The following is a 21,898-nucleotide window of genomic DNA, read 5'->3' as shown; positions in this document are numbered from 1 at the left end:
GCTTCAGGCGACTTTGTTGCGCCCCTCATCCTTGGCGCGATAGAGCCGCTGATCGGCAAGCGCCAGCAGCCTCGCCAGGGTCATCTCGCCTTGCGCCGGGCGGGTGCTGGCGACCCCTAGGCTTGCGGTGACCTGATCGTGCTCGCCATGACCGTCATGGGCAATGTTCAGCTCAAGGATCGCCTGCTTGATACGTAGGGCAACGCCATGGGCCCCCTTGAGGTCGGTGTCGGTCAGCACGCAGACGAACTCCTCGCCGCCGTAACGTGCCACCAGATCGCCGGGTCGGGTTACGACGATGCTCAGCGCATGCGCTACGGCCCGCAGGGTATCGTCACCCATGGTATGGCCATAATGGTCGTTGTAGGCCTTGAAGTTATCGATATCAATAAAGATGACCGACAGGGGTTGGCCGCTGTGATAGGTACTCTGCCACGCCTCGCTCAGGAAGAGGTCGAAACGGCGACGATTGGCGATGCCGGTCAGGCCATCCAGCGTCGAGATCTGATGTAGCTGATCGCGCTGATCGAGGCCGTGCTGGAAGGCGCCGAGCAGGCCGTCGAGACTCTCCACCAGTTCACCCAACTCATCCTGGTCGTGATATTTCAGCCGGGGTTTGGGCCATGCGCCGGGTGTGAGTGGGTCGGTGGCGGCGATCGCCTTATGGACCTTGAGTAGGGGCCTGGTGATGAAGATATGGAAGAGTGCAACCACCAGCGCGGCGATGGCGAAGGCCTTGAGTACGCTGAGTGAAAAGATCATCACGCTGCGTTCGAGAAAGGCCTGTCCCAGGCTGTCCAGCGCCAGGGTCAGCTCGAGTTCGCCCACCGAGCCGGCCGGGTTGCCTGGGCCCATGTCATACTCGAGGGTGATGCGATGATCGATTATGTCACTGAACAGGTGCTGGACGAGCCAGCTGGTCTGGCCCTCCTGCAGCTGCTGGCGCTGCCCCATGATGCGACCGAAGTCGTCGCGGATGATGACCTGCTGCACACTACCGGCGGCGAACAGCCCGGCGACAACCTGCTCGGCGAGATCGGGATTGAGCTGAAAGGCGGCCTCGGCAGCAGTGGCATGAATCAGCGCCAGGTTGTGGCAGGTCTGCTCGTTGATATCCTTGCGCATGTCGCGCACGTTCCAGGCGAGCTCCAGTGCACCGGCGATGATGCTCAACATCACGGCGATGATCAGCGTCAGCGCGGCCTGCTTGATGGTCAGGCTGGAGTGACGTATCACTCTTCGCGAAGACAAGCTCATGGCGCGATCCCCAGTGCGTCGAGCAGCTCGTCCTCGATCCGGGCAAGCCCTGAGGTGGCGGCGAGCCGGTCTAGGGAGGCCTGTAGTGCGCTCAAGAAGGCGTCATCCACCGAGGGGTGGCAAGCCAGGTAGAGTTCGGCCCGCTTGAAGCTGAACAGGCGGCGCAGCGCAACCTCCGCCTCGGTGGCGATCTGGCGTGCCGCCAGGTCGCCGGTGACCCACACGTCGATCAGGCCTGCCGTGAGGCGCTGGATATTGTCGCGCTCCTGGGTCGAGAGCATCACAGGCAGGCCTTGTTCTGCCACGTACTGCCCCACCGCATCTTCGCGGAAACTGCCCATGCGCAACCCTTCGAGCTCCGTCAATGACGTGGCCGAAATATCGCTTTCGGCGAGCACGAAGGCCGACCACTCGTTGAGGCCCAGCGGCCCTACCCAGGAGAATAACGGTTCACGCTCGGCCGTACGGGTGGTCGAGTAAACACAGTGATCCTCGCGCAGGCGCGCCTCGGTGTAGGCACGCGCCCACGGCAGCAGGCGAAAAGTGACTGCAAGCCCGGCATCCGCAAGGGCGGCACGCAACACCCGCGTGGTCAGCCCATCGATCTGGTCATCCTCATTCATGAAGTTGAATGGTGGATACTCTTCGGTGGTGAAGGTAATGCCATTGCCGAGGATTGCCGTCAGCCTGCCGTTGCGGCGCAGGTCGTCGAGGGTCTGCTGCATGTGGCCGACCAGTTGTGCGTCGCTCTGCTTGTTGAAGGCGAAATAGAGTTCGGACTCGCTGAGCGTCAGCACCGACTCGAACTCCCGAGTATCGAGACCATGCTGCTCCATGAGCCAGAACGCCACGTTCTCACTGTAGGCCCACAGATCGACCCGGCCACGTTCGAGCATGTTGAGTGCGCTGAGGTTGGTCAAGGCCGGCAGCAAGCGACCGGCATCGATACTTGCTTCAGCCAGTCGCTGGGCGCCAATGTCCTCGCGTATCACGGCGATGCGGTAGGGGCTTGTCTGCAGCGAGGCGATGTCAGTGAGCTGGATGCCGCTATCGCGCCGGGCAATTAGCGTCACCCTGTCCTTGGCGATCGGGCCGACCCAATCGAATAACGCTTCGCGCTGTTCGGTGCGAGTGGTGGAGAACAACACCGTGCCGGGCTCGGAAAGAGCGGTATCGTAACCACGCGCCCAGGGAAGGTAGTGGATGGTGTCGCGTTGGAGCGCAGTGCCACTGGAGGCGAATATAGCCTCCAGCACGTCGATGGAGAGCCCCTTGAGCTGGCCCTCCTGCAGATAGTTGTAAGGCGGGTACTCTTCGGTGATGAACGAAAGCTCATCCAGCCCCGCCATGGCGGAGAGCGGCAGCAGCGAGACACCTGCACTTGCAAGCCAAAAATGTATTGTTTTCCTGCATATCGACCTTCCCAGCGAGCCGATAAGCATGGCGCTGCCTGTTTTCGCCATGTATTGGGGTGTCTTGTTGACTTTACTTACCAGTGCTATCGGCCATTGGCGAGGAAACTGAATGCCATTCGAGGGAGGCGGTTCAATGCTGTTACGCCGCAAATGATGAGGCCGGTCCAAGGGACCGGCCTCACCTGGTGTCAGAGTGAACATGGAATGACGGGGAACGTCACTCCTCGTCGGCAGAGAGACTCAGCAGGTAGCTGCCGGTAGCCGAGCTGTCGAAGGCCCTGGCGACCAGGCGGTACTCACCTGGTTCCAGGTGAGCGCGGATACGGGCATCGTAGCCTTCGCCGCCATCGTCGTCGGTGAGGTAGACCTCGTCGCCCTCCAGCTCCAGGTAGCTGTCGAGTTCGCTCGACTGCATGTCGAACGTATAGTCGCCAGCGCTTTCGACATTGAAGCTGTAGAAGTTGCGCGCCCCCGTTTCCAGCTGGCCGGCGATGGTCATGCCAATGCTGAGCTCACCATTGATGACCTCGGTGACGACCTCGCTGGTGCTGGTCTGAAGGGTGAACAGACCCGAGCTGCCACTATTGAAGCCTCTCGCCGTCAGGGTATAGATGCCCGGTTGCAGAAGTGTTTGCAGGCGCGAATTGAGCCCTGCGCCGCCATCGTCGTCGCTGAGAGAAACTCCCTCGCCGCTCAGTTCCAGGTAGCTATCCATGGCATCCGACATCATGTCGATGGTGACCATGGCGGTCTCGTCAATCTGCAGCCGGTATTCGAGCGGCGAATTGCTGAACCAGCCCTGTAGCGTCTGCTGCGCGGAAAGCTCGCCACCGTTCTGGAAATCGACGCCTTCCGGAAGCTCGAGGGCCTCGATATCCAGACTATAGAGGCCCTCGCCCCGGTCATAGGCGGTACGTGCCGTGAGCTGGTAATGGCCAGCCGGCAGATAGCTCGAGATACGGGCGTCGAGGTTGCCGGCACTGTCGTCATCGCTCAGGTCGATGTCGTTGCCGGTCAGCGCCAGATAGGCATCGAATTCGTCGGAACGCATCTCGAGGCTGTAGAGACCCGCTTCCTCGATCTCCAGTTCATAGGTGTTGGCAGCGTTGTGCATCCACCCAATGATTGCCGAGGGAACCGTCAGCAGGCCGGAGTCCTGGGCTTGCATCTCGCGACTATCGATCCGGAATGGCCCGTAGCTGCGGGCGTCGTGGCCACTGACCACCAGCGTGTACTCGCCCTCTTCGGCAATTCGCTGGCGCAGGCGAGTGGGCATCTCCGTCGTGGCGTCACCGGGAGAGGTGGCGAGCAGCTGTCCACTGACGTCATACAGCGAGAGCGTACCCTTGAGTGCGCCCCCTAGCTCCAGCTCGACAAGCGCATCCTGGGCGAGTGAGATACGGTAGCGCTCGAAGCGGCTGCCATCCTTGCCGTTGAGCTCGCTTGCCGAGGTGATCTCGCCGCGCTGCCGCTCTCCCAAGGAGACCAAGGGGGGCTGGTCGAGCTCGGGTTCACGCTCCTTTTGCAGATGATCGGCCGCGAGCCAGCCGAGTACCAGGCCGATGGCCAGAAACACCAGGGAGGAGAGCGTGCGAAACAGGGAACGCATGGACACGGGATAGTCCTTGTACGAGAGAGGAGAGATCGATCACGGCCGCCGGCAGTCGCCAGGTAGTCGTCGACGAGCAATATAAAGGCTTTTGATGCTTTAATCACCAATCGGCAATATAAGCCTTCGCACGAAAATGCCTCGCAGAGGCCGCGCGGGCCAGAGAAACGGGAGTCATCATGCAAGCACGTGCGTCGCGTCGGGAAATCGTCGGTTGGGCGATGTTCGATTTCGCCAACCAGGCCTACACGCTGCTGATCATCACCGTGGTCTTCGGTGAGTTGTTCACTACCGTTATTGTCGGGGATCGTGGCGATGAGTATCGCCTGGCTAACTTGCTATGGAGCCTGGCGCTTGCCGTGAGCTACCTGATGGTGGTGATCAGCGGGCCCGTGTGCGGTGCGGTGATGGATTTCGCCGCGGCCAAGAAGCGCTTCCTGTTCGCCAGCTACCTGGCCACGGTCGCCACCACGGCCATGCTATACTTCGTGGCGCCCGGCTATGTGGTGCTCGGGCTTCTGCTGATCACGCTTTCCAACTACGCCTACTCGATGGGGGAGTCGTTCATTGCCGCCTTCCTGCCCGATCTCGGTCCGCCCGAGGATCTCGGCAAGATCTCCGGCTTCGGCTGGGCGCTGGGCTATATCGGCGGTTTGTTCGCCGCCGGTTTCACCCTGCTGGTACTGGGCGAGGCCACTGCGGAAAACTTCGAGCGCATCCGCTGGGTGGGTCCCTTTGCGGCGGGTTTCTTCCTGATCACGGCGATTCCTACCTTCCTGTGGCTCAGGGAGCGCGGCAAGCCCCAACCTCTACCGCCGGGCAAACGCTATCTCAGTATCGCCCTGCAGCGGGTCAAGGATACGATCGCGGAACTGCGAAAGTTTCGCGACCTGGGGGTGTTTCTGATTTCGCTGCTCTTCTCGATGGCCGGGGTCTATATCATCATCGCCTTCGCGTTCATCTATGGCGCCCAGGTGATCGGCTGGGACGAGTCGATCCGCAATATCATGTTCATCATCGTGCAGATCACTGCCGCGGCTGGCGCGCTGGGGTTCGGCTTCCTGCAGGACCGCATCGGCGCCAAGGTCACCTATATCGGCACCCTGCTGCTGTGGGTGGCGGCGATATTGGCGATCTGGGCGACCCCTGAAGTCACGACTTATCTCAATACTAGCTTCGGGCTCGACTGGCAGGCCCAGCACCTGTTTCTGGTCGTGGGGTGCCTGGCCGGACTTAGCCTGGGGTCGAGCCAGTCCGCCAGCCGTGCTCTGGTCGGGCTGTTCTCGCCACTCGAGAAGTCCGCGGAGTTCTTCGGCTTCTGGGGGCTGGCCAACAAACTGGCCGGCGTGCTCGGTATCGTCGGCTTGGGCCTGCTGCAGTCGGTGGTAGGGCTGCAGGCCTCGATCTTGCTCTGCGCGGTGTTGTTCGCCGTCGCCATCCTGATCTGCCTGGCGGTGGACCAGCGCCGCGGCCAACGCACCGCCGAGGCGTGGCAGCCGCGTATCCGCCGAACCTTGGCTGGAGAATAGACCGCTGCTGGCGAATAGCGAGACGGTGTTTAGATCGGACGCGGTAGCGCGAACAGATCGGTGCAGCGGCTGTAGTCCGCGCCGGCCATTCGACCGATGGGCTGGAGCGCCTCGATGCTGACATGGCGTCCGTCCCAGACGTCGGCACTGGCATGAATCAATACCACTTCGGCCAGTACCAGGTTCCCCGCCATCGGTCGGTCGCCGAAGTGCATCACCTCGCGTACCCGGCAGCCAAAGGCCACTGGCGCTTCGGCGATTCGCGGGACCTTGAGGCCGCCAAACGCGACCTTGGTCAAACCGGCGTGGACGAACTCATCCTCATCGCGCGCGAGTGGAGCGCTGGTGGCGTTCAGGGCCTGTGCCAGCCGCTCGCCACCGATATGGATGACGCACTCCCTGACTTCGTCGAGATTACGCGTGGTGTCCTTGGCGTGTCCGCCAGCGCTGAGCAGAGGAGCGAAGGCCAGGATCGGCGGATCGACGCTTGCGACGTTGAAGAATGAAAATGGTGCCAGGTTGGCATTGCCTCGGCTGTCGATGCTCGATACCCAGGCGATAGGGCGTGGCGCAATGGTGCCAGTAAAAAGGCGATAGAGTGTGCCGGTGTCCAGAGCATCGGCTGAGAGTGTATCGTCGCTCACATGCACCTCGTCAGTCAGGGCTTATGTATAGAATCTATGCATCGTTATACCACTCATTTCCCCGAAGCGTGCCGGGATGATTCGCAGCGCCTATGGTCGAATAGCTCACTTCAGTGAACATGGCGCTATGCTTGTCACCAAGCGCCTGCTGCAACAGGCTAAGCTGGTTAATGAGCACTGATGCTGGCCTGCCGGAGGGCGATATGAGCGACGACAAATCATTGCGGCGGGCCGGGCTTGGCATGATGTTGCTATTCTGGATGCTGACCCTGGCCATGGGGACCTGGTGGTTTCAGGGCGTGCTCGAGGAGCGGCGCAACCCCAACGCCAACCTGGTTCACCTGACGGAGGGTGACGAGCCGGTGACCCTGCAGCGTAACATGTCCGGTCATTTCGTGGCGACAGGGCGTATCAATGGCGAGCCGGTGGAGTTTCTGATCGATACCGGCGCTACCTACGTCTCGGTGTCGTCAGAGCTTGCCGAGCAGTTGGGGCTCGAGCCTGGCCGCAGCGCCTCGTTCCATACCGCCAATGGCATGGTCGAAGGGTTTCTGACCGAACTCGATCAGGTCAGCCTGGGGGGATTGACGGCCCTCGACCTGCGGGGCTCGATCAATCCCGGCATGGGCGGGGATACCGCCCTGCTGGGAATGAGCTTTCTCAACCGCTTCGATATCGAGATACGCGGTCCCGAGATGGTGCTCAGGCCAGCCCAGCGCTGATGGACGTGCATGGCAATGATCAAGGGAAGTCGGGAGAAGCGGGTGGCAGACGAGCGGGCAAGAGAACGGCGAGGCCGAAAGGCCGAACAGCCAAGCGACATTCCGCGGATGGGCTGGTGGGACATCCTGTGGCGGGTCAAGTACGAAATGTCGGACGATCGGATCACCCTGCTGGCCGCGGGAGTGGCCTTCTACGCCCTGCTGTCGCTGTTCCCCGCCCTCGCTGCGATCATCTCGGTCTGGGCGCTGGTACTCGATCCTCTCGATATCGCTCGACAGATCGGCGAGCTGACGCAGTTCCTTCCTCCGGGTGCCGCCTCGATCATTCGCGAGCAGGCCAACGAGATCAGTGACAATACCGGTGCCGGGCTCAGCCTCGCGGCTTTCATCAGTATCGTGGTGGCCATGTTCGTCGCCTCCAAGGGCGTACGGGGGCTGATCATGGGGCTCAACATCGTCTATGGCGAGGAGGAGAATCGCAGCCTGCTGCGCAAGGTGCTCACCGTGGTGTTGCTCACCCTGGGACTGATCGTCATGCCGCCCCTGACCATTGCCTTCATCGCCCTGGTGCCGCTCACGATAAGCACCCTGGCGCTCGAGGGGCCGATCGTGACGCTGGTCAACCTGCTGCGCTGGCCGGTGCTGCTGCTGGTGATGATGTTCGTCATTGCGGCGCTCTATCGCTTCGCGCCCTCCCGCGCCGCGCCGCGCTGGGAGTGGACCAGTGTCGGCACCGTCACGGCGACGCTGCTGTGGCTGATCGCTTCGGTAGGGCTGTCGCTCTATGTGCGTTTCGCCCCCAACTTCACCGAGATCTACGGCTCGCTGGGAGCGGTGGTGGTGCTATTGTTGTGGTTCTGGATCTCCTCGCTGATCGTGCTCGTAGGGGGGGAGCTCAATGGCGAGATGGAGCGTCAGACACGCAAGGACACCACCACCGGCGAACCCAAGCCGATGGGCCAGCGCGGCGCCTATGTGGCGGATACGCTCGGCGAAAAGCGTGAACCCAGCCGGCGCTGGAGCAAGACGCCCCCCCCCGATTAGGCCTTGTCGGCATGCTCGCCGAGGTGGGTGAGAGTTGCTATCATGGATAAATGAACAGTATTTCGGCCGCGTCCCCGGTCACGGCGTCGCTCGACGACCCGCTCTACTACCTCAAGAACTTCCGCTTCGTGCTGGCCTGGGTTGCCGAGCGCTACGGCGACCTGCTGAGCGAGTGCCATGTCGTCGCGACATTCAATGAGTTGCCCGAGCCTGCCCAGGCACTGCTGGTGCGCATGATCATGCGCAAGGGCAGCCAGTTTCGCACCGCCAAGTTGAGCTACGTCGAAATTGGCGATACCGACACTGCCCTTGCCCCGCTTTTCGCTCAGGGGTGGGTGGAGGAGGATCCCTCCCTCGATCTCGATACACTGTTTCGCTTGCTGACCAAGGCCGAGATCAACCGAGCGTTGGGTGATGCCATTGCCGACGCCGGCCTCTCCGCCAGTAGCGCCAAGGCAGTGCTTCTCGACACCCTTCGTCCCTTGCTGAACGAACCCCGTTCGTTCTCACGCTGGTGGCCCCAGGCGCCGGATCAGGTGGTGGCTCTGACATCGGCAGCGACCAGCGACCGACTGCGCTTGATGTTCTTCGGCAATCTGCGTCAGGACTGGGCGGAGTTCGTGCTGACCGAGCTTGGGCTGCAGCGCTTCGAGCGTGTCGAGTTCAATGTCGAATCGCGGGCCTTCCAGCACCGCGAGGAGGTCGATGCCTATCTGCATCTGCACCGGCTGCGCGAGCGTTTCGAGGCCGCCGAGCCGCTCGAGGCGGTGTGGCAGGACGTCCCGCCACCGTCTGACAATACCTGGCTGGCATCACGCCGGGCCAAGCTGCTGTTCCAGCTCGCCCGCGAGGCGGAGAGGCGTGACGAGAGTGACATGGCGCTTGAGATCTACCGCGGCTGCACCTATCCCGAGGCGCGGGTTCGGGAGGTCCGGGTGCTCGAGCGGCACGGCAACTACCGCCAAGCCTTGATGCTCGCTGAGCAGGCCCTCGCCGCCTCCTGTGGCGAAGCCGAAATGCAGCATCTCCTGCGCATCGTGCCGAGGCTGCACCGCCGCCTGGGGCTGCCTGCCTGCAAGCTAATGGAAGCAACCGGGGTCGAGACCGAGCGGCTCGATCTGGCGCTGCCAAGACCCCTGGCAGGGGGTGTCGAGGCGGCGGTATGCGAGCATCTGGGCAATGCGCAGGCGCCGGTGCGTTACGTCGAGAATACGCTGATCGGCGGGCTATTTGGCCTGCTGTGCTGGCGGGCGATCTTTGCCCCCTTGCCGGGAGCCTTCTTCCATCCCTTTCAGGCGGCGCCGGCGGACCTCTACCGCGAGGACTTCGTGACGCGGCGTGGCGAGATATTCGCAACCTGCCTGGCGGAGCTGGACGATGGTCGCTATCGACAGACCATTCGCGACACTTACCGCGCCAAGCATGGCCTGGCGTCGTCTTTCGTGCATTGGGGAGTGCTCGACGAGTCGTTGCTCGAGCATACCCTGGCGTGTCTGCCGGCAGCCCACCTGAAGTCGCTGTTTTCGCGACTGTTGGACGATCTCAAGGCCAATCGGGCGGGGCTGCCTGACCTGATCCAGTTATGGCCTGCGCGAACGGAGGGGCAGCGCTATCGGCTGATCGAGGTCAAGGGGCCGGGGGATCGCCTGCAGGACAACCAGCGCCGCTGGCTGGCTTACTTCCAAGAACATGGCATCCCGGTCACGGTCTGCCACGTGCGCTGGCAAGAGGCGTCGAGTGTGGGGCCGACGACGTGATCTACCGGGTGGCGGTACGAGCGTTGTGTGAGTTTACCGCCCGTAGCGGTGACCTGGACCATCGCTTTACCCCTTCACCCACCGCCCAGGAGGGGATGGCAGGGCATCTGCTGGTCGCTGAGCGACGCGGCGAGGCCTATCTCGCCGAATTGCCCCTCTCCGGCGAATACCGAGCGGGCCCGGAGACTGAGGACGTGCTCGTCGTCGCTGGGCGCGCCGATGGCTACGATCCTATCGCCAACCGCCTTGAGGAGGTCAAGACCCATCGAGGCGACCTGCGCCGCATGGCCGGTAACCAGCGTGTCCTGCACTGGGCACAGGTGCGACTTTATGGGGCATTACTGTGTCGCGAACGTAAGCTCGAGGAGGTGACCCTGGCGCTGGTCTATCTAGAGATCGGCAGTGGCCGCGAAACCGTGCTCACCGAACGGGCCAGCAGCGATGCGCTGGAGGTGTTTCTTGCCGAGCAGTGCCGGCGATTCCTGGCGTGGGCCCGGCAGGAGGCCGAGCACCGCGTGCGTCGCGATACCGCGCTTGTGTCGCTTACCTTCCCCCATCCGCAGTTTCGCCGGGGCCAGCGCGAGCTGGCGGAAAGCGTCTACAAGGCGGCAAGCACCGGGCGTTGTCTGATGCTGCAGGCACCCACCGGCATCGGCAAGACGCTCGGCACGCTGTTCCCGATGCTCACCGCCATGCCGCGTCAGTCGCTGGATCGACTCTTCTTCTTGACCATGAAGACCCCGGGGCGTCGCTTGGCGCTCGAGTCGCTCGCTACGCTGGGCTTTGTGCCGCATGACGCGCCGCCCCGAGATGCGGCGGGACAGGCCGAGCTGCGGGTGCTGGAGCTGATCGCCCGCGACAAAGCGTGCGAACATCCGGATAAGGCGTGTCAGGGCGATGCCTGCCCGCTGGCGCGCGGCTTCTACGACCGCCTTCCGGTGGCGCGGCAGGCGGCCGTGACGCGAGGCTGGCTCGATCGCGAGGCGCTGCGCGAAGTGGCGCTTGCCCATCAGGTCTGCCCCTACTACTTGGGTCAGGAGTTGGCCCGCTGGTGCGATCTGGTGGTGGGCGACGTCAACCACTATTTCGATCTCAACGCCATGTTGCATGGCCTGACTCAGCTCAACCACTGGCGTGTCGGCGTGCTGGTGGACGAGGCACACAACCTCGTCGAGCGTGCTCGTGGCATGTTCAGCGCAACGCTCGATCAGCAACGTCTCACTGCGTTGCGCCGCTGCGCTCCCGCCGTGCTGAAGAGTGCGCTGGAGCGGGTCTCTCGTTGCTGGAGCGAGCTTGGCAAGTCAGTAAAGCTCCATGACGAGGCGGTGGGTCTTGGCGATGTGCCCGCTTATCGGGTGCTCGACGAGCCCCCACAGCGCATGCTCAATGCCCTGCAGCAGGCCACTTCCGCGATCAGCGACTATCTTGCCGAGCGCGCCAGCACCGATTCGGCGCTGCAGGAATTTCTGTTCGAGGCGCTGCATCTGTGCCGGCTGGCGGAGCGCTTCGGCGAGCATTCGCTGTTCGATGTGATGCGCCACGGGCGAGGCCGGGCAGTGCTAACCCTGCGCAACCTGGTGCCAGCGGATTTCCTCGCGCCGCGCCTGGCGGCCACGCACGCTACGGTGCTGTTCTCTGCCACCCTGAGCCCGGCTCGCTACTACCGCGACCTGCTCGGCCTGCCCAATGATGCGCCCTGGCTCGAGGTGGCGTCACCCTTCGCCGAGGAGCAGCTCGAGGTGCGCATCAGAAGCGACATCTCCACCCGCTTTTCTCAGCGCGACGCCTCCATCGCCCCGATCATTGCCGTGCTGGCCGCTCAGTATCGGCACCTGCCGGGTAACTACCTGGCCTTTTTCAGCAGCTTCGCCTACCTCAAGGCGGTGCTGGCGCACTTTCGCGAGGGGCATGGGGACATTCCCGTCTGGGAGCAGACCCGCGGCATGCGGGAGGTCGAGCGACAGGCCTTTATCGACGGCTTCGTGCCGGGCGGCCAAGGTATCGGATTTGCAGTGCTGGGTGGCGCCTTCGGCGAGGGGATCGACCTACCCGGCGACCGGCTGATCGGTGCCTTTGTCGCCACGCTGGGCCTGCCGCCTTTCGACCCGGTCAACGAGCAACTCAAGGCGCGTCTCCAGGCGCGCTTCGGTCGTGGCGACGACTACACCTATCGCGTCCCAGGCCTGACCAAGGTGGTACAGGCTGCCGGGCGGGTGATCAGGGGGCCTGAGGATCGTGGGGTGGTGGTGCTGATGGATGACCGCTTCGCCCGTGGCGAGGTGCGGGCGATGCTGCCCAGCTGGTGGCGGGTCGCAGCAACGTGATTGTATCCCAGCCCGAGCTATGCTTCCCTAGAGTGGCTAACCCGTTGAACTGCATAAGGAGTATGCACTATGGGAATTGAAGTAGGCGGCTTGTTGGGCCTGATCTGGTTGATCATCGTCGTCTGGGCAATCGTCAAGGTGGTCAAGAGCGGTGCGGGGCCGATCGCCAAGCTGCTGTGGGTCGTCATCCTGCTGGCCTTTCCCCTGGGTGGCTTGATCCTCTGGATGCTGTTGGGGCCAAAGGGATAGCCTGACGCGGTATCGATCTTGCACACGGGCAGGCCATGGGTCTGCCCGTTTCGCTTCGTACCTGCCTAGTTTTCTACCTGTCTGCCTTATGACGCGGCTTGACCGTAGCGGCAGAGGTTACGATAGTGAATGCAGGGCTTGGATAGCCCACCACTCCATAACGACGGACATACGGACATGATCACGTCGCTTGCACGGCGTCGACTCGAAGGCGAGTTGATGGATGACCCCGATATCGATGATCGGGCTCACCAGAGGGCGCTACACGGGTTGCGTCGCATCAACAACGTTAGCCGAACGGCGGCGGCGCTATGGCCATCCATTGCACGTATCGCCAAGACTCGCCAGAGCCGGACGCTCTCGCTACTGGACGTCGCGACCGGAGGCGGTGATGTGGCGATCTCTCTTGTTCGCCGCGCACGTCGAGCCGGGCTCGACCTGCAGGTCGAGGGCTGTGACATCAGCCCCACCGCGCTTGATTTCGCCGCCCAGGCGGCGCAACGCGCCAAGGTGCCGGTCACCTTCTTCGAGCTGGACGTGCTCACCGAACCGGTTCCACGCCACTACGATATCGTCACCTCGACCCTATTCCTCCACCATCTGGATGACGAGCAGGTCGTGGCGCTACTCGGACAGCTTGCCGATTGCGCCGATCACTTGCTCATCAGTGACCTGATCCGCAATCGTGCCGGCTATGGTCTCGCCTATCTGGGCACACGGCTGCTGTCGGCCTCCCGGGTGGTGCATGTGGATGGCATGCGATCGGTGCGCGCCGCGTTGACGCTGCCTGAGGCGCGTACGCTGGCAGCGCAGGCGGGGCTCGACGGGGTGACCTTCACACGCCACTGGCCGAGCCGCTTCCTGCTCCACTGGGCTCGCCCGCCCGGGATGCACCGATGAGTCTCGAGAGACTGGCCCGCGAATGGGACGTGGTGGTGATCGGTGCGGGAGTTGCCGGCAGCGTGTCCGCCTACCGACTGGCGTGCCGTGGCCTGAGCGTGCTGCTGGTCGAGAAATCCCTATGGCCGCGAGACAAGCCCTGCGGTGGCTGCATCAGTGCCGCGGCACTGCAGGCGCTCGATGACGCGGGTCTGGGCGAGGTGGGGCACGCAGGCCCGCCCTTCTCGCGTCTTCGACTTGCCAGTGGCCGGCACCAGGCATTGGTCGGCTTGCCCAGCGGGCGAGCCATCAGCCGTCGCCTTCTCGATGCACGGCTGGCGGAGCGTGCCGAAGCGGCAGGGGTGACGTTTCTCACAATGACGCATGCGCGCCTCGAGCCGGTCGGGAGTGACGCGCAGGGGCGGGGCGGGGTTCGCCGAATTGCGCTTCGCCAGGCGGACAAGCGATTCACGGTGGCGGCGCGGCTGGTCATCGGCGGTGATGGGTTGGGCAGTCGTCTGCTACATGAGGACGATGCAGCGGCGCTACGAGTCGCGACGAACTCTCGCATTGGCATGGGAGCCACCGTCGACGACGCGCCTGGCTTCTATGAGCAAGGAACGATTCACATGGCGTGCGGGCGGCATGGCTATGTTGGCCTGGTGCGGGTCGAGGAGGGCCGGCTCAACCTCGGTGCGGCGCTCGATCCGAACTGGGTAAAGCGTAGCGGTGGTCCGCTTGCGGCGGTAACGGCGATTCTCGACGAGAACGCCTTTCCGCCTATCGATGCGCTCAGCGCGGCGCAGTGGCAGGGCACCCCGCACCTGACACGCCGCCGCTCCCGGCTCGGAGCCGAGCGGGTGCTGATTCTGGGCGATGCGGCGGGTTACGTGGAGCCTTTCACCGGCGAGGGGATGGGCTGGGCAGTGGCAGGGGCCGCCGCCATCGAGCCGTTGGCGCTGCAGGCTGTACAGGCTTGGAGAGGCGAGCTGGTCGATGAGTGGACGGCACGCCATGCCGAGGTCATTCGTGCGCGCCAGCGGAGCTGCCGTGTGATCTCGGCACTGTTGCGCCGTCCATGGCTGGTGGCGGCCATGCTGCCCCTGGCCAATGCCGCACCGGGGATGGTCGCGCCGTTTACGTCATGGCTCAACCGGCGCTACGCGCTGGACCCCAGGGAGGGGAGATGAAGATGACTCGCTCAACACTCATGGGGGTGGGGTGTGCCTCGCCGCCCGGGACGCTCGACCAGGAGACGACGATTGCCATCGCCCAGGCGCGCTGCTGCAGCGACAGCCGCCAGCAGGCCTGGCTGCGGCGTGTCTATCGCCATAGCCAGGTGCAAACGCGCGGCAGCGTGCTGCTACGTCCGGGAGAGGGGACGCAGGGCTTCGAGCGCTTCTTTCCGCTGCGCGAGGCCCCCGAGTCCCGAGGGCCGACCACCGCGGCAAGATTGCGCCGCTACGTGGAAGAGGCGGGTCCACTGGCGGAGCGGGCGTGCCGCTCGGCCTTCGGGGATAGCGGCGTCGACCCGGCGGCGATCACCCATCTGGTGACCGTCTCGTGTACCGGCATGGTGTCGCCGGGGCTCGATGCGGCGCTGATCCAGCGTCTCGGTCTGTCAGCGGATATCGGTCGGCTCAATATCGGCTTCATGGGGTGCCATGGTGCGCTCAATGGCATGCGTGCGGCGAGCGGACTAGTTGGTGAGCAGCCCGACGCTTGCGTGCTGCTGTGCTGTGTCGAACTGTGCAGCCTGCACTTCCAGTATGGCTGGAACCCTCAGCGAGTGTTGGCCAATGGGCTATTCGCGGATGGCGCGGGTGCTGCGATTCTTGCACCGGCTGTGGATCAAGCCGATGAGTGGCAACTGGTGGATACACAGAGTCGGCTGGCCCAGGGCACGGGCAGCGCCATGACCTGGACGGTCGGCGACCACGGCTTCGAGATGACCTTGTCAAGCGAGGTGCCAAGGCTGATTCGTGCCTCGCTGCGCGAGTGGCTCGAAGGCTGGCTGGCCGGTCATGCCATGACGCTTGGGGACGTCAGCCACTGGGCGATCCACCCGGGTGGGCCGGACATTCTCAAGGCGGTGACCCAGGCCCTGGAGCTTCCCGAAGAGGCGAGTCGGGTCTCGTCAGAGATCCTGGCGGAGCACGGCAACATGTCGTCGCCGACGGTGCTGTTCGTGCTGCAGCGTATGCGAGCGCAGGGGGCGAGGGGGCCCTGTGTCATGCTGGGTTTCGGCCCGGGTCTGTCGTTTGAAGCCGTGCTGCTGAGCTGATCAGTCGGCAGTCACGCCAGATGAAAAATCCACGCCGTCCGATGCATCGGACGGCGTGGACTTCATATTCTCAGCGGGGAGGTGACTTGTAGTGCCCGGGGACCTTGAGTTTCTCCCCGTTGGGCAGGTCGCGTACATGGGTGGGAACATAGACGCGCTTGATCACGCTCTTGCCGTTGCTGTCGGTCATGGATGAACCTCCTCACTCCGTCGATGGTTCAGAGCTCTACATTAGTCCTCGTCGAGTTGCGAATCAATCCCAGCTGAACGCGGCAGCCATTCTTTAGCGGGCCGTTCGGCTCAATTGTTCGAGGCAAACCGCTCGCGTAGCCGCTCGAGCTGCGCATCGGACCACTCTTCCGGCTCGGTCAGCGCCACCCAAGCGTCGATGTAATCGGCAACCGAGTATTCATGGCCATAGCCACGCGGGGCGACGCCGATGGCGAGATCGGCCAGCAGCTGCAGCATGGTCACCACCGGGTACCAGCGAAGCTCCGGCGATACGTCCGGGCCGCGCGGCTCGCGCATCCATTCAGGCTCGCGATATAGCGAACTCGGCTCAAAGAAGGTGACCGGGTCGCTTGCATACTGCAGGTAGGCGATGCGAAACGCGCCCCAGTTCCCCGCAGGGGAGTCTAATCCTTGATGCTGATTCATGAAACGCACTACCGAGCCATTGCGAAACGTCGGCAGCCAGGCTGGGCTGCCTGGGTCGCGCCCCTGGGTTACCGCACGCCAGGTGTCGCTGCGAAACGGTGGGCCGCTCCAGAGAACGCCATGAAAGGGGTCGTCGATGATGTCGTAGATATCGAAGGAGAGATCGGAGTTGAGCGACCCGAGGCTCAAGCCATGCAGATAGAGGCGTGGCCGCTCATCCTCGGGCAGGGTCGTCCAGTAACGGTAGACGGCCTCGAACAGGGCGCGGGCGGTTTCGGCGCCATACTCCCCCTCGATGATCAGCGCCAGGGGGCTTGGCAGATAGGAGTATTGAGCCGCGACGGTGGCGATATCGCCGCGGTGCAGATACTCCACGCTGTTCTGGGCGGCAGGATCCAGCCAGCCGCGACCGGTCGGAGTGGCCAGCAGCAGCAGGGAGCGCTCGAATCCCCCGACCCGCTTGAGCTCCTCGAGGGCCAGGTTGGCCCGCTCTTCCGGGGTCTCCGCGGCATTAAGCCCTACATAGACCCGAATCGGGTCGGGCGCCTGTTCACCGAGAAACGCACTCAACTCCTGCGCCGAAGGCCCCGCCGTGACGAACCTGCGACCGCGGCTGCCTAGCGCTTCCCAGCTTATCAGCGACTCGGCGCTGCCGGTACGCATCGGGTCGGCAGGGGACTGCAGGTCGTCTTGGATCATCTCGTCGACTTGCTGGAAGGAGTTGTCCGCCGCTCGTAGCGCCAGGGTGAACAGCACCCCCTCGATCACCGACCAGAACAGGGCGGCTGCCGCAATCACGCCAATGACATTGGAGACCCGGTGGGGGACGAAACGCTGAAAGCGGCGTGACAGGAAACGGAAGGTGCGGCGAAACAGCCTCGCCAACGTGAGCAGCGCGATGAACAGCAGCAGGGCGATCAGCGCAATGCTGAATGGGCGTATGCCCTCGACTTCGTCCATCTCCATCAATGCTCTGACCGAGTTCTGCCACGCCGAGGCCTGCCACAGGAAGGTTGCGGCGATCAGCGTACAGATGGCCGCCGCGGACAGCTTGACGATGCGCTCCATGCGTGGCCCGGGCACCGGCAGTTGCATATAGCACCATAGCCAGCGTGACACGTAGCCGATCGAATATCCGGCGAACAGCGATAGGCCGGAGATGATTCCCTGTGCGTACAGGGGGCGAGGGAGCAGGCTCGGGGTGAGGGAAAAGGCGAAGAACAGCGTGCCGACCAGCAGGCCAACCGCTGAGAATTGCCTAAGCACTTGCATGGTGATCCATGACCTCTCTTCCCTGATGTGCTGCGACGTCCATGAGTGACGAGCCTACCTAGCCTGGACGCTAAAATCCATGGCGCAGTGAAGCGGGCAGGCTGGCTGATCGGGAGTAAAACAAGACCAATGTCTAGCGATAGGCGGAACAAGTTTCCTTGAATAAAATGTCTGACATTACATAGGGTATAATCAGATATTAGGGAGATCATCTTGTCCATATTATCGGAACTGCCACTTCCTCCTCACACCGGAGGGGCGAGCGCGCTCTCCACTACGCTTGCCCATGCCATCCTATCGGGCAAGTGGGCCAGCGGCGACACCTTCCCCCGTGAGCTGGACTTGTGCGAGCACTTTTCGGTCAGTCGCAACCGGGTACGCAATGCCCTGGCCGCCCTCAGCAGTTGCGGCCTGATCGAAAGAACGGCGGGGCGTGGCACGGTCGTACGTAACATCGTCGAGTGGCATCTGCTCGACCCGCTAATGAGCGACTGGATCTCAAGCCTCGATGAACCCCATCCGCAGCTGGTGCGCGAAGTGCATACTTTCCGGCTCTCCGCCGAGCCCCGCGTCAGCGAGTTGGCGGCATTGTCCGCCACGGCGCAGGATCTGTCGCGCATCGAAGCGGCCTTCATCGGGATGCGCGAGAGCGCTGCGGATCCTGGGCGTCGCGACGAGCACGCCGAGTACGATGTGGCCTTTCACGAAGCGATCTACCGTGCCAGTCACAACCTGGTCTGGCGCCAGATGGGGCTGTTGTTGCGTCCCTCCATCGTTGCCCTGATTCATCACTCCCAGCACAACGCCACCACGCTCGAGGACAGTCTCGAGCGTCACCGCCAGCTGTTCGAGGCGATTCGACTGCGTCAGCCCGATGCGGCACGTCTGGCAACCGAGCGTGTGCTCGAGCGCACCGCCGCTGATCTGGCGGATGCCTGTCGCGGCAGCCATCCGTGATCTCCCCAATATTCTGTCCTTCGCTCAACAAGGAGCCGTTTCATGAAGATAACCCGACTCAAGACTTGGCAAGTGCCGCCGCGCTGGTTGTTTCTCAAGATCGAGACGGATGAAGGCTGCTACGGCTGGGGTGAGCCGGTCATCGAGGGGCGTTCCGCTACCGTCGAGGCGGCGCTGCACGAGCTGGCCGACTATCTGATCGGACAGGATCCACACCGTATCGAGCATCTATGGAACATCATGTACCGGGCCGGCTTCTACCGCGGCGGTCCGATCCTGATGTCGGCCATCGCCGGCATCGATCAGGCTTTGTGGGATCTCAAGGGGCGTGATCTGGGGGTGCCGGTGCATCAACTGCTGGGCGGGGCGGTACGCGACAATATCCGCATGTACGCCTGGACCGGCGGTGATAGGCCAAGCGACGTCGGTGCGGGCGCCAAGGCATTGGTCGAGAAGGGCTTTACCGCCTTCAAGATGAACGGCACGCCGGAAATGCAAATCGTCGACACGCACCGCAAGATCGATGAAGCCGTGGCCCGGGTGGCGGAAGCCCGCGAGGCGGTAGGCACGGATATCGGGATCGGTATCGACTTCCATGGCCGCGTGCATCGCCCGATGGCCAAGGCGCTGCTGCGCGAACTCGAGCAGTTCCATCCGATGTTCATCGAGGAGCCGGTCGCCCCCGAGCACCTGCCGGCACTGAAGCACATCGCACAAGGGCTGGGGACGCCGATCGCCACCGGCGAGCGGCTGCACACGCGTTTCCAGTTTCGCGACCTGCTGACCGAAGGCATGGTCGACATCGTTCAGCCCGACCTCTCCCATTGCGGGGGGATCAGCGAGGGGTTGAAGATCGCCAGTCTCGCCTCCGCCTACGATGTGGCGCTGGCGCCGCACTGCCCGCTGGGACCGCTGACCCTGGCCGCCTCGCTGCAGCTGGATGCGGTGTGTCACAACGCCTTCATCCAGGAGCAGAGCATGGGCATTCACTACAATAAGGACAATGACGTGCTCGACTACCTGGTCGATAAGTCGGCGCTGGCCATCGAGGATGGCTTCTGTATCGTGCCGCAGGGCGTCGGGCTTGGCGTCGAGATCGACGAGGCTTTTGTCGAGGAGCGCGCCAAGGTCGGCCACCGCTGGCGCAATCCAGTATGGAGCCATGATGATGGCTCCGTCGCCGAGTGGTGAGTGCAATGATGGATGCCATGAGTGCGATGTGTCATATGCAAAAGAGAAGCCGCCCATGACCAATACTGCCCCTGCCCTCACAGCCGACTGGGTCGCGGTCGACTGGGGGTCGAGCAACCTGCGTGCCTGGGCCTTGGATGGCGACGACCGGGTGATGGCTGAACGCTCGGCGCCCCGCGGTATGCTCAGCCTGGCGCCGGCGCAGTTCGAGGCGGCACTGCTGGAGACGATCGATGGTTGGCTTGCCGAAGGTCGCCAGACTCAAGTGCTGGTCTGTGGCATGGCCGGGGCCCGTCAGGGGTGGGTCGAGGCGGCCTACCTCGCTCTCGAAGGCTCGGCCAGTTGCGCGCTCGAGCACCTCGCTCATCAGCTAACGCCGGTTGCCACCCGCGATCCTCGTCTTGACGTGGCGATCGTGCCGGGCCTGAGTCAGCACGACGACGGTGAGCGACGCTTCGACGTGATGCGCGGCGAGGAGACGCAACTGGCAGGGTTGCTATCGCGCCATCCGGGGCTTAGTGGCAGCGTCTGCCTGCCGGGTACCCATGCCAAATGGGTCTATCTCGATAACGGGCGGGTGGGCCATTTTCGGACTTACCTGAGCGGCGAGCTTTACAAGCTGCTCAGCGAGACGTCGGTGCTGGCGCACTCGGTGCGCGCTCCGGCCCAAGAGGCGGCTGACAACGGCGAGGCGTGCCAGGCAGCGTATCTGTCGGGTATCGATGAGGCCTGCCGCCACCCCGAGAGCTTGAGTGCGGAGCTGTTCGGCATACGTGCCCGCGACCTGCTCGACAGCCAATTGCCCGCCCACAGGCGCAGCACTGTGCTTGCGGCACGCCTCTCCGGGCTGGTGCTGGGCCTTGAGCTGGCGGGGGCCACCCGGGAGCTTTCACACGGAGAGGCCATCCACTTGATCGGCGATGAGGCGTTGTGTCGACGCTATCGCCTGGCGCTCGAGCACCTGGGATTCGCGGTTCACACTCACGCCAACGCCGAGATGATCGTGGCCGGCCTCGCCCGGGTGCGTCGCCATCATGGATAGGGCGCCCCTTGCGCCCGACTCCTTCGTCCCACTTGCCAAGGAAATACCATGAGCTTACCTCTAGTCGCCATTCTGCGGGGTGTCACGCCGGGTGAGATCGTCATCATCGCCGAGGCGATCATCGCCGCCGGCATTACCCGGATCGAAGTGCCGCTCAATTCCCCCGAGCCGCTCAACAGCATTCGCCTGCTCGGCGAGCACTGCCGTGATCATCATGGCGATCGCATTCTGGTGGGGGCGGGGACTGTACTGAGCGTCGACCAGGTGCGCGAGGTACATGCCGCAGGCGGACGTCTGGTGGTCTCGCCCAACTGCAACGTCGAGGTGATTCGTGCCAGCCGCGACCTGGAGATGGTCTCGATGCCGGGCATCGTGACCCCGAGCGAGGCGTTTGCCGCGCTCGATGCCGGCGCCAGCGGTCTCAAGTTGTTCCCCGCATCCCAGGTCGGCATCAGTGGCATGAAGGCGATGCTCGCGGTGCTGCCGGCAGGCACCGAGCTCTATGCAGTAGGCGGTATCGGGGCCGACAATTTCGCCGAGTGGCGACGAGCCGGCGTCCATGGAGCGGGGCTCGGCACCGCCCTCTACACGCCTGGGCTGAGCGCCGAGCAGGTCGGCGAGCGCGCCGGAGAGCTGGCGCGTGCCTGGCGGGCCGCCGGGCTCGCCCCATGAGTGGGCGGTGGGCAACGCGTGCCCAGGCCAGCGGCTGCGAGCTTGGCGAGAGGCCGCTCTGGTATGCCGCAGAGCGCTCGCTACTGCGTGTCGATACCCACACTAAATATCATGAGCCGCTATACGATTTCGACGCCGACAATGCGCTGACCCGCTCCAATGACGGGCGTGTCGATCGTCACGGCAGCTTGTGGCCCTTCAGCATGGGCAAGAGGGCCGAATCTAGTGCCGACAGCGCAGCCCTCCTGTCCCGCGTTCGGCGGCAAGCAACTGGATCGGCTCTATATCACCACCGCTCGCGAGGGCATGGACGCTGCCCAGCGCGCGCGATACCAAGGCCCGCGCCCTGTTCGTCGCACCGTTGAGTATTGCCGGTCTTGCCGAGCCGCCGCTG

General features: G+C 63.6%; 19 protein-coding genes. 14 read left to right on the top strand and 5 right to left on the bottom strand.

Annotated elements, in window-relative coordinates:
• Window positions 1-3: 3 nt before the first annotated feature.
• From HJD22_RS03595 to HJD22_RS03585, 3 genes are all read right to left on the bottom strand, one after another.
• Window positions 4-1,257, bottom strand: a complete 1,254-nt coding sequence (locus HJD22_RS03595) for a sensor domain-containing diguanylate cyclase (RefSeq protein ID WP_208654278.1) — start codon at window positions 1,255-1,257, stop codon at window positions 4-6.
• Complete coding sequence (locus HJD22_RS17765; protein WP_248730092.1) at window positions 1,254-2,720, bottom strand: ABC transporter substrate-binding protein; 1,467 nt, start codon at window positions 2,718-2,720, stop codon at window positions 1,254-1,256. The genes HJD22_RS03595 and HJD22_RS17765 overlap by 4 nt, the downstream gene beginning before the upstream one ends.
• Before the next feature lie 169 nt (window positions 2,721-2,889).
• Window positions 2,890-4,287 carry a hypothetical protein gene (locus HJD22_RS03585; protein WP_208654277.1) on the bottom strand — a complete coding sequence of 466 codons (1,398 nt, stop codon included), beginning with the start codon at window positions 4,285-4,287 and terminating at the stop codon, window positions 2,890-2,892.
• Window positions 4,288-4,460: 173 nt separating this feature from the next.
• On the opposite strand from HJD22_RS03585, the gene HJD22_RS03580 reads away from it, so the two are divergent.
• Complete coding sequence (locus HJD22_RS03580; protein WP_248730091.1) at window positions 4,461-5,810, top strand: MFS transporter; 1,350 nt, start codon at window positions 4,461-4,463, stop codon at window positions 5,808-5,810.
• Between the two features lie 29 nt (window positions 5,811-5,839).
• Here HJD22_RS03580 and HJD22_RS03575 read toward each other — a convergent pair whose 3' ends face one another.
• Window positions 5,840-6,454, bottom strand: coding sequence for a flavin reductase family protein (locus HJD22_RS03575; RefSeq protein ID WP_208654276.1), 615 nt, complete (start codon window positions 6,452-6,454; stop codon window positions 5,840-5,842).
• Between the two features lie 203 nt (window positions 6,455-6,657).
• Between HJD22_RS03575 and HJD22_RS03570 the strand changes: the two genes are divergently transcribed.
• The 8 genes from HJD22_RS03570 (at window position 6,658) to HJD22_RS03535 (ending at window position 15,713) form a co-directional block, all read left to right on the top strand.
• Window positions 6,658-7,176 carry a TIGR02281 family clan AA aspartic protease gene (locus tag HJD22_RS03570; RefSeq protein ID WP_208654275.1) on the top strand — a complete coding sequence of 173 codons (519 nt, stop codon included), beginning with the start codon at window positions 6,658-6,660 and terminating at the stop codon, window positions 7,174-7,176.
• 15 nt (window positions 7,177-7,191) lie between these two features.
• Window positions 7,192-8,220, top strand: coding sequence for a YihY/virulence factor BrkB family protein (locus tag HJD22_RS03565; RefSeq protein ID WP_208654274.1), 1,029 nt, complete (start codon window positions 7,192-7,194; stop codon window positions 8,218-8,220).
• Between the two features lie 50 nt (window positions 8,221-8,270).
• Window positions 8,271-9,977, top strand: coding sequence for a VRR-NUC domain-containing protein (locus HJD22_RS03560; RefSeq protein ID WP_208654273.1), 1,707 nt, complete (start codon window positions 8,271-8,273; stop codon window positions 9,975-9,977).
• A complete protein-coding gene (locus HJD22_RS03555) occupies window positions 9,974-12,301 on the top strand; it encodes an ATP-dependent DNA helicase (RefSeq protein WP_208653562.1) in 2,328 nt (775 codons plus the stop codon). The genes HJD22_RS03560 and HJD22_RS03555 overlap by 4 nt, the downstream gene beginning before the upstream one ends.
• Before the next feature lie 69 nt (window positions 12,302-12,370).
• Complete coding sequence (locus tag HJD22_RS03550) at window positions 12,371-12,550, top strand: PLDc N-terminal domain-containing protein (RefSeq protein ID WP_208654272.1); 180 nt, start codon at window positions 12,371-12,373, stop codon at window positions 12,548-12,550.
• 177 nt (window positions 12,551-12,727) lie between these two features.
• Window positions 12,728-13,450 (top strand): methyltransferase domain-containing protein, encoded by a 723-nt coding sequence (locus tag HJD22_RS03545; RefSeq protein WP_208654271.1) that lies wholly within the window; start codon window positions 12,728-12,730, stop codon window positions 13,448-13,450.
• The gene (locus tag HJD22_RS03540) at window positions 13,447-14,619 is read left to right on the top strand and encodes an NAD(P)/FAD-dependent oxidoreductase (RefSeq protein WP_208654270.1); all 1,173 of its coding nucleotides are present in this window, start codon (window positions 13,447-13,449) and stop codon (window positions 14,617-14,619) included. The genes HJD22_RS03545 and HJD22_RS03540 overlap by 4 nt, the downstream gene beginning before the upstream one ends.
• A gap of 2 nt (window positions 14,620-14,621) precedes the next feature.
• Window positions 14,622-15,713, top strand: a complete 1,092-nt coding sequence (locus HJD22_RS03535) for a type III polyketide synthase (RefSeq protein WP_208654269.1) — start codon at window positions 14,622-14,624, stop codon at window positions 15,711-15,713.
• 300 nt (window positions 15,714-16,013) lie between these two features.
• Here the strand turns inward: HJD22_RS03535 and HJD22_RS03530 are convergent, their stop codons facing one another.
• Complete coding sequence (locus HJD22_RS03530) at window positions 16,014-17,642, bottom strand: alpha/beta-hydrolase family protein (RefSeq protein WP_208654268.1); 1,629 nt, start codon at window positions 17,640-17,642, stop codon at window positions 16,014-16,016.
• A 213-nt stretch (window positions 17,643-17,855) separates the two neighbouring features.
• On the opposite strand from HJD22_RS03530, the gene HJD22_RS03525 reads away from it, so the two are divergent.
• The 5 genes from HJD22_RS03525 to HJD22_RS03505 are packed head-to-tail and all read left to right on the top strand — an operon-like array spanning window position 17,856 to window position 21,869.
• Window positions 17,856-18,599: a FadR/GntR family transcriptional regulator gene (locus tag HJD22_RS03525; protein WP_248730089.1), complete on the top strand. Its 744-nt coding sequence runs from the start codon at window positions 17,856-17,858 to the stop codon at window positions 18,597-18,599.
• Window positions 18,600-18,641: 42 nt separating this feature from the next.
• Window positions 18,642-19,790, top strand: a complete 1,149-nt coding sequence (dgoD, locus tag HJD22_RS03520; protein ID WP_208654267.1) for a galactonate dehydratase — start codon at window positions 18,642-18,644, stop codon at window positions 19,788-19,790.
• A 55-nt stretch (window positions 19,791-19,845) separates the two neighbouring features.
• A complete protein-coding gene (locus tag HJD22_RS03515; protein ID WP_208654266.1) occupies window positions 19,846-20,832 on the top strand; it encodes a 2-dehydro-3-deoxygalactonokinase in 987 nt (328 codons plus the stop codon).
• A 48-nt stretch (window positions 20,833-20,880) separates the two neighbouring features.
• Window positions 20,881-21,504 (top strand): 2-dehydro-3-deoxy-6-phosphogalactonate aldolase, encoded by a 624-nt coding sequence (locus HJD22_RS03510; protein WP_208654265.1) that lies wholly within the window; start codon window positions 20,881-20,883, stop codon window positions 21,502-21,504.
• The gene (locus HJD22_RS03505; protein WP_248730088.1) at window positions 21,501-21,869 is read left to right on the top strand and encodes an SMP-30/gluconolactonase/LRE family protein; all 369 of its coding nucleotides are present in this window, start codon (window positions 21,501-21,503) and stop codon (window positions 21,867-21,869) included. Before HJD22_RS03510 ends, HJD22_RS03505 begins: the two co-directional genes overlap by 4 nt.
• Window positions 21,870-21,898: the final 29 nt, after the last annotated feature.

Origin of the sequence: Halomonas sp. TA22 (assembly GCF_013009075.1) — a bacterium.
In the GTDB taxonomy this organism is placed as follows: Bacteria; Pseudomonadota; Gammaproteobacteria; order Pseudomonadales; family Halomonadaceae; genus TA22.
Note: the sequence above shows the minus strand (reverse complement) of the source record. Positions and strands in the feature narration are given on the sequence as shown.

Coding starts and splice junctions, on each gene's coding strand:
- HJD22_RS03530 (WP_208654268.1), bottom strand. CDS start 17,642: ATGCAAGTGCTTAGGCAATTCTCAGCGGTTGGCCTGCTGGTCGGCACG.
- HJD22_RS03565 (WP_208654274.1), top strand. CDS start 7,192: ATGATCAAGGGAAGTCGGGAGAAGCGGGTGGCAGACGAGCGGGCAAGA.
- dgoD (WP_208654267.1), top strand. CDS start 18,642: ATGAAGATAACCCGACTCAAGACTTGGCAAGTGCCGCCGCGCTGGTTG.
- HJD22_RS03560 (WP_208654273.1), top strand. CDS start 8,271: ATGAACAGTATTTCGGCCGCGTCCCCGGTCACGGCGTCGCTCGACGAC.
- HJD22_RS03540 (WP_208654270.1), top strand. CDS start 13,447: ATGAGTCTCGAGAGACTGGCCCGCGAATGGGACGTGGTGGTGATCGGT.
- HJD22_RS03545 (WP_208654271.1), top strand. CDS start 12,728: ATGATCACGTCGCTTGCACGGCGTCGACTCGAAGGCGAGTTGATGGAT.
- HJD22_RS03505 (WP_248730088.1), top strand. CDS start 21,501: ATGAGTGGGCGGTGGGCAACGCGTGCCCAGGCCAGCGGCTGCGAGCTT.
- HJD22_RS03570 (WP_208654275.1), top strand. CDS start 6,658: ATGAGCGACGACAAATCATTGCGGCGGGCCGGGCTTGGCATGATGTTG.
- HJD22_RS17765 (WP_248730092.1), bottom strand. CDS start 2,720: ATGGCGAAAACAGGCAGCGCCATGCTTATCGGCTCGCTGGGAAGGTCG.
- HJD22_RS03515 (WP_208654266.1), top strand. CDS start 19,846: ATGACCAATACTGCCCCTGCCCTCACAGCCGACTGGGTCGCGGTCGAC.
- HJD22_RS03550 (WP_208654272.1), top strand. CDS start 12,371: ATGGGAATTGAAGTAGGCGGCTTGTTGGGCCTGATCTGGTTGATCATC.
- HJD22_RS03580 (WP_248730091.1), top strand. CDS start 4,461: ATGCAAGCACGTGCGTCGCGTCGGGAAATCGTCGGTTGGGCGATGTTC.
- HJD22_RS03510 (WP_208654265.1), top strand. CDS start 20,881: ATGAGCTTACCTCTAGTCGCCATTCTGCGGGGTGTCACGCCGGGTGAG.
- HJD22_RS03595 (WP_208654278.1), bottom strand. CDS start 1,257: ATGAGCTTGTCTTCGCGAAGAGTGATACGTCACTCCAGCCTGACCATC.
- HJD22_RS03535 (WP_208654269.1), top strand. CDS start 14,622: ATGACTCGCTCAACACTCATGGGGGTGGGGTGTGCCTCGCCGCCCGGG.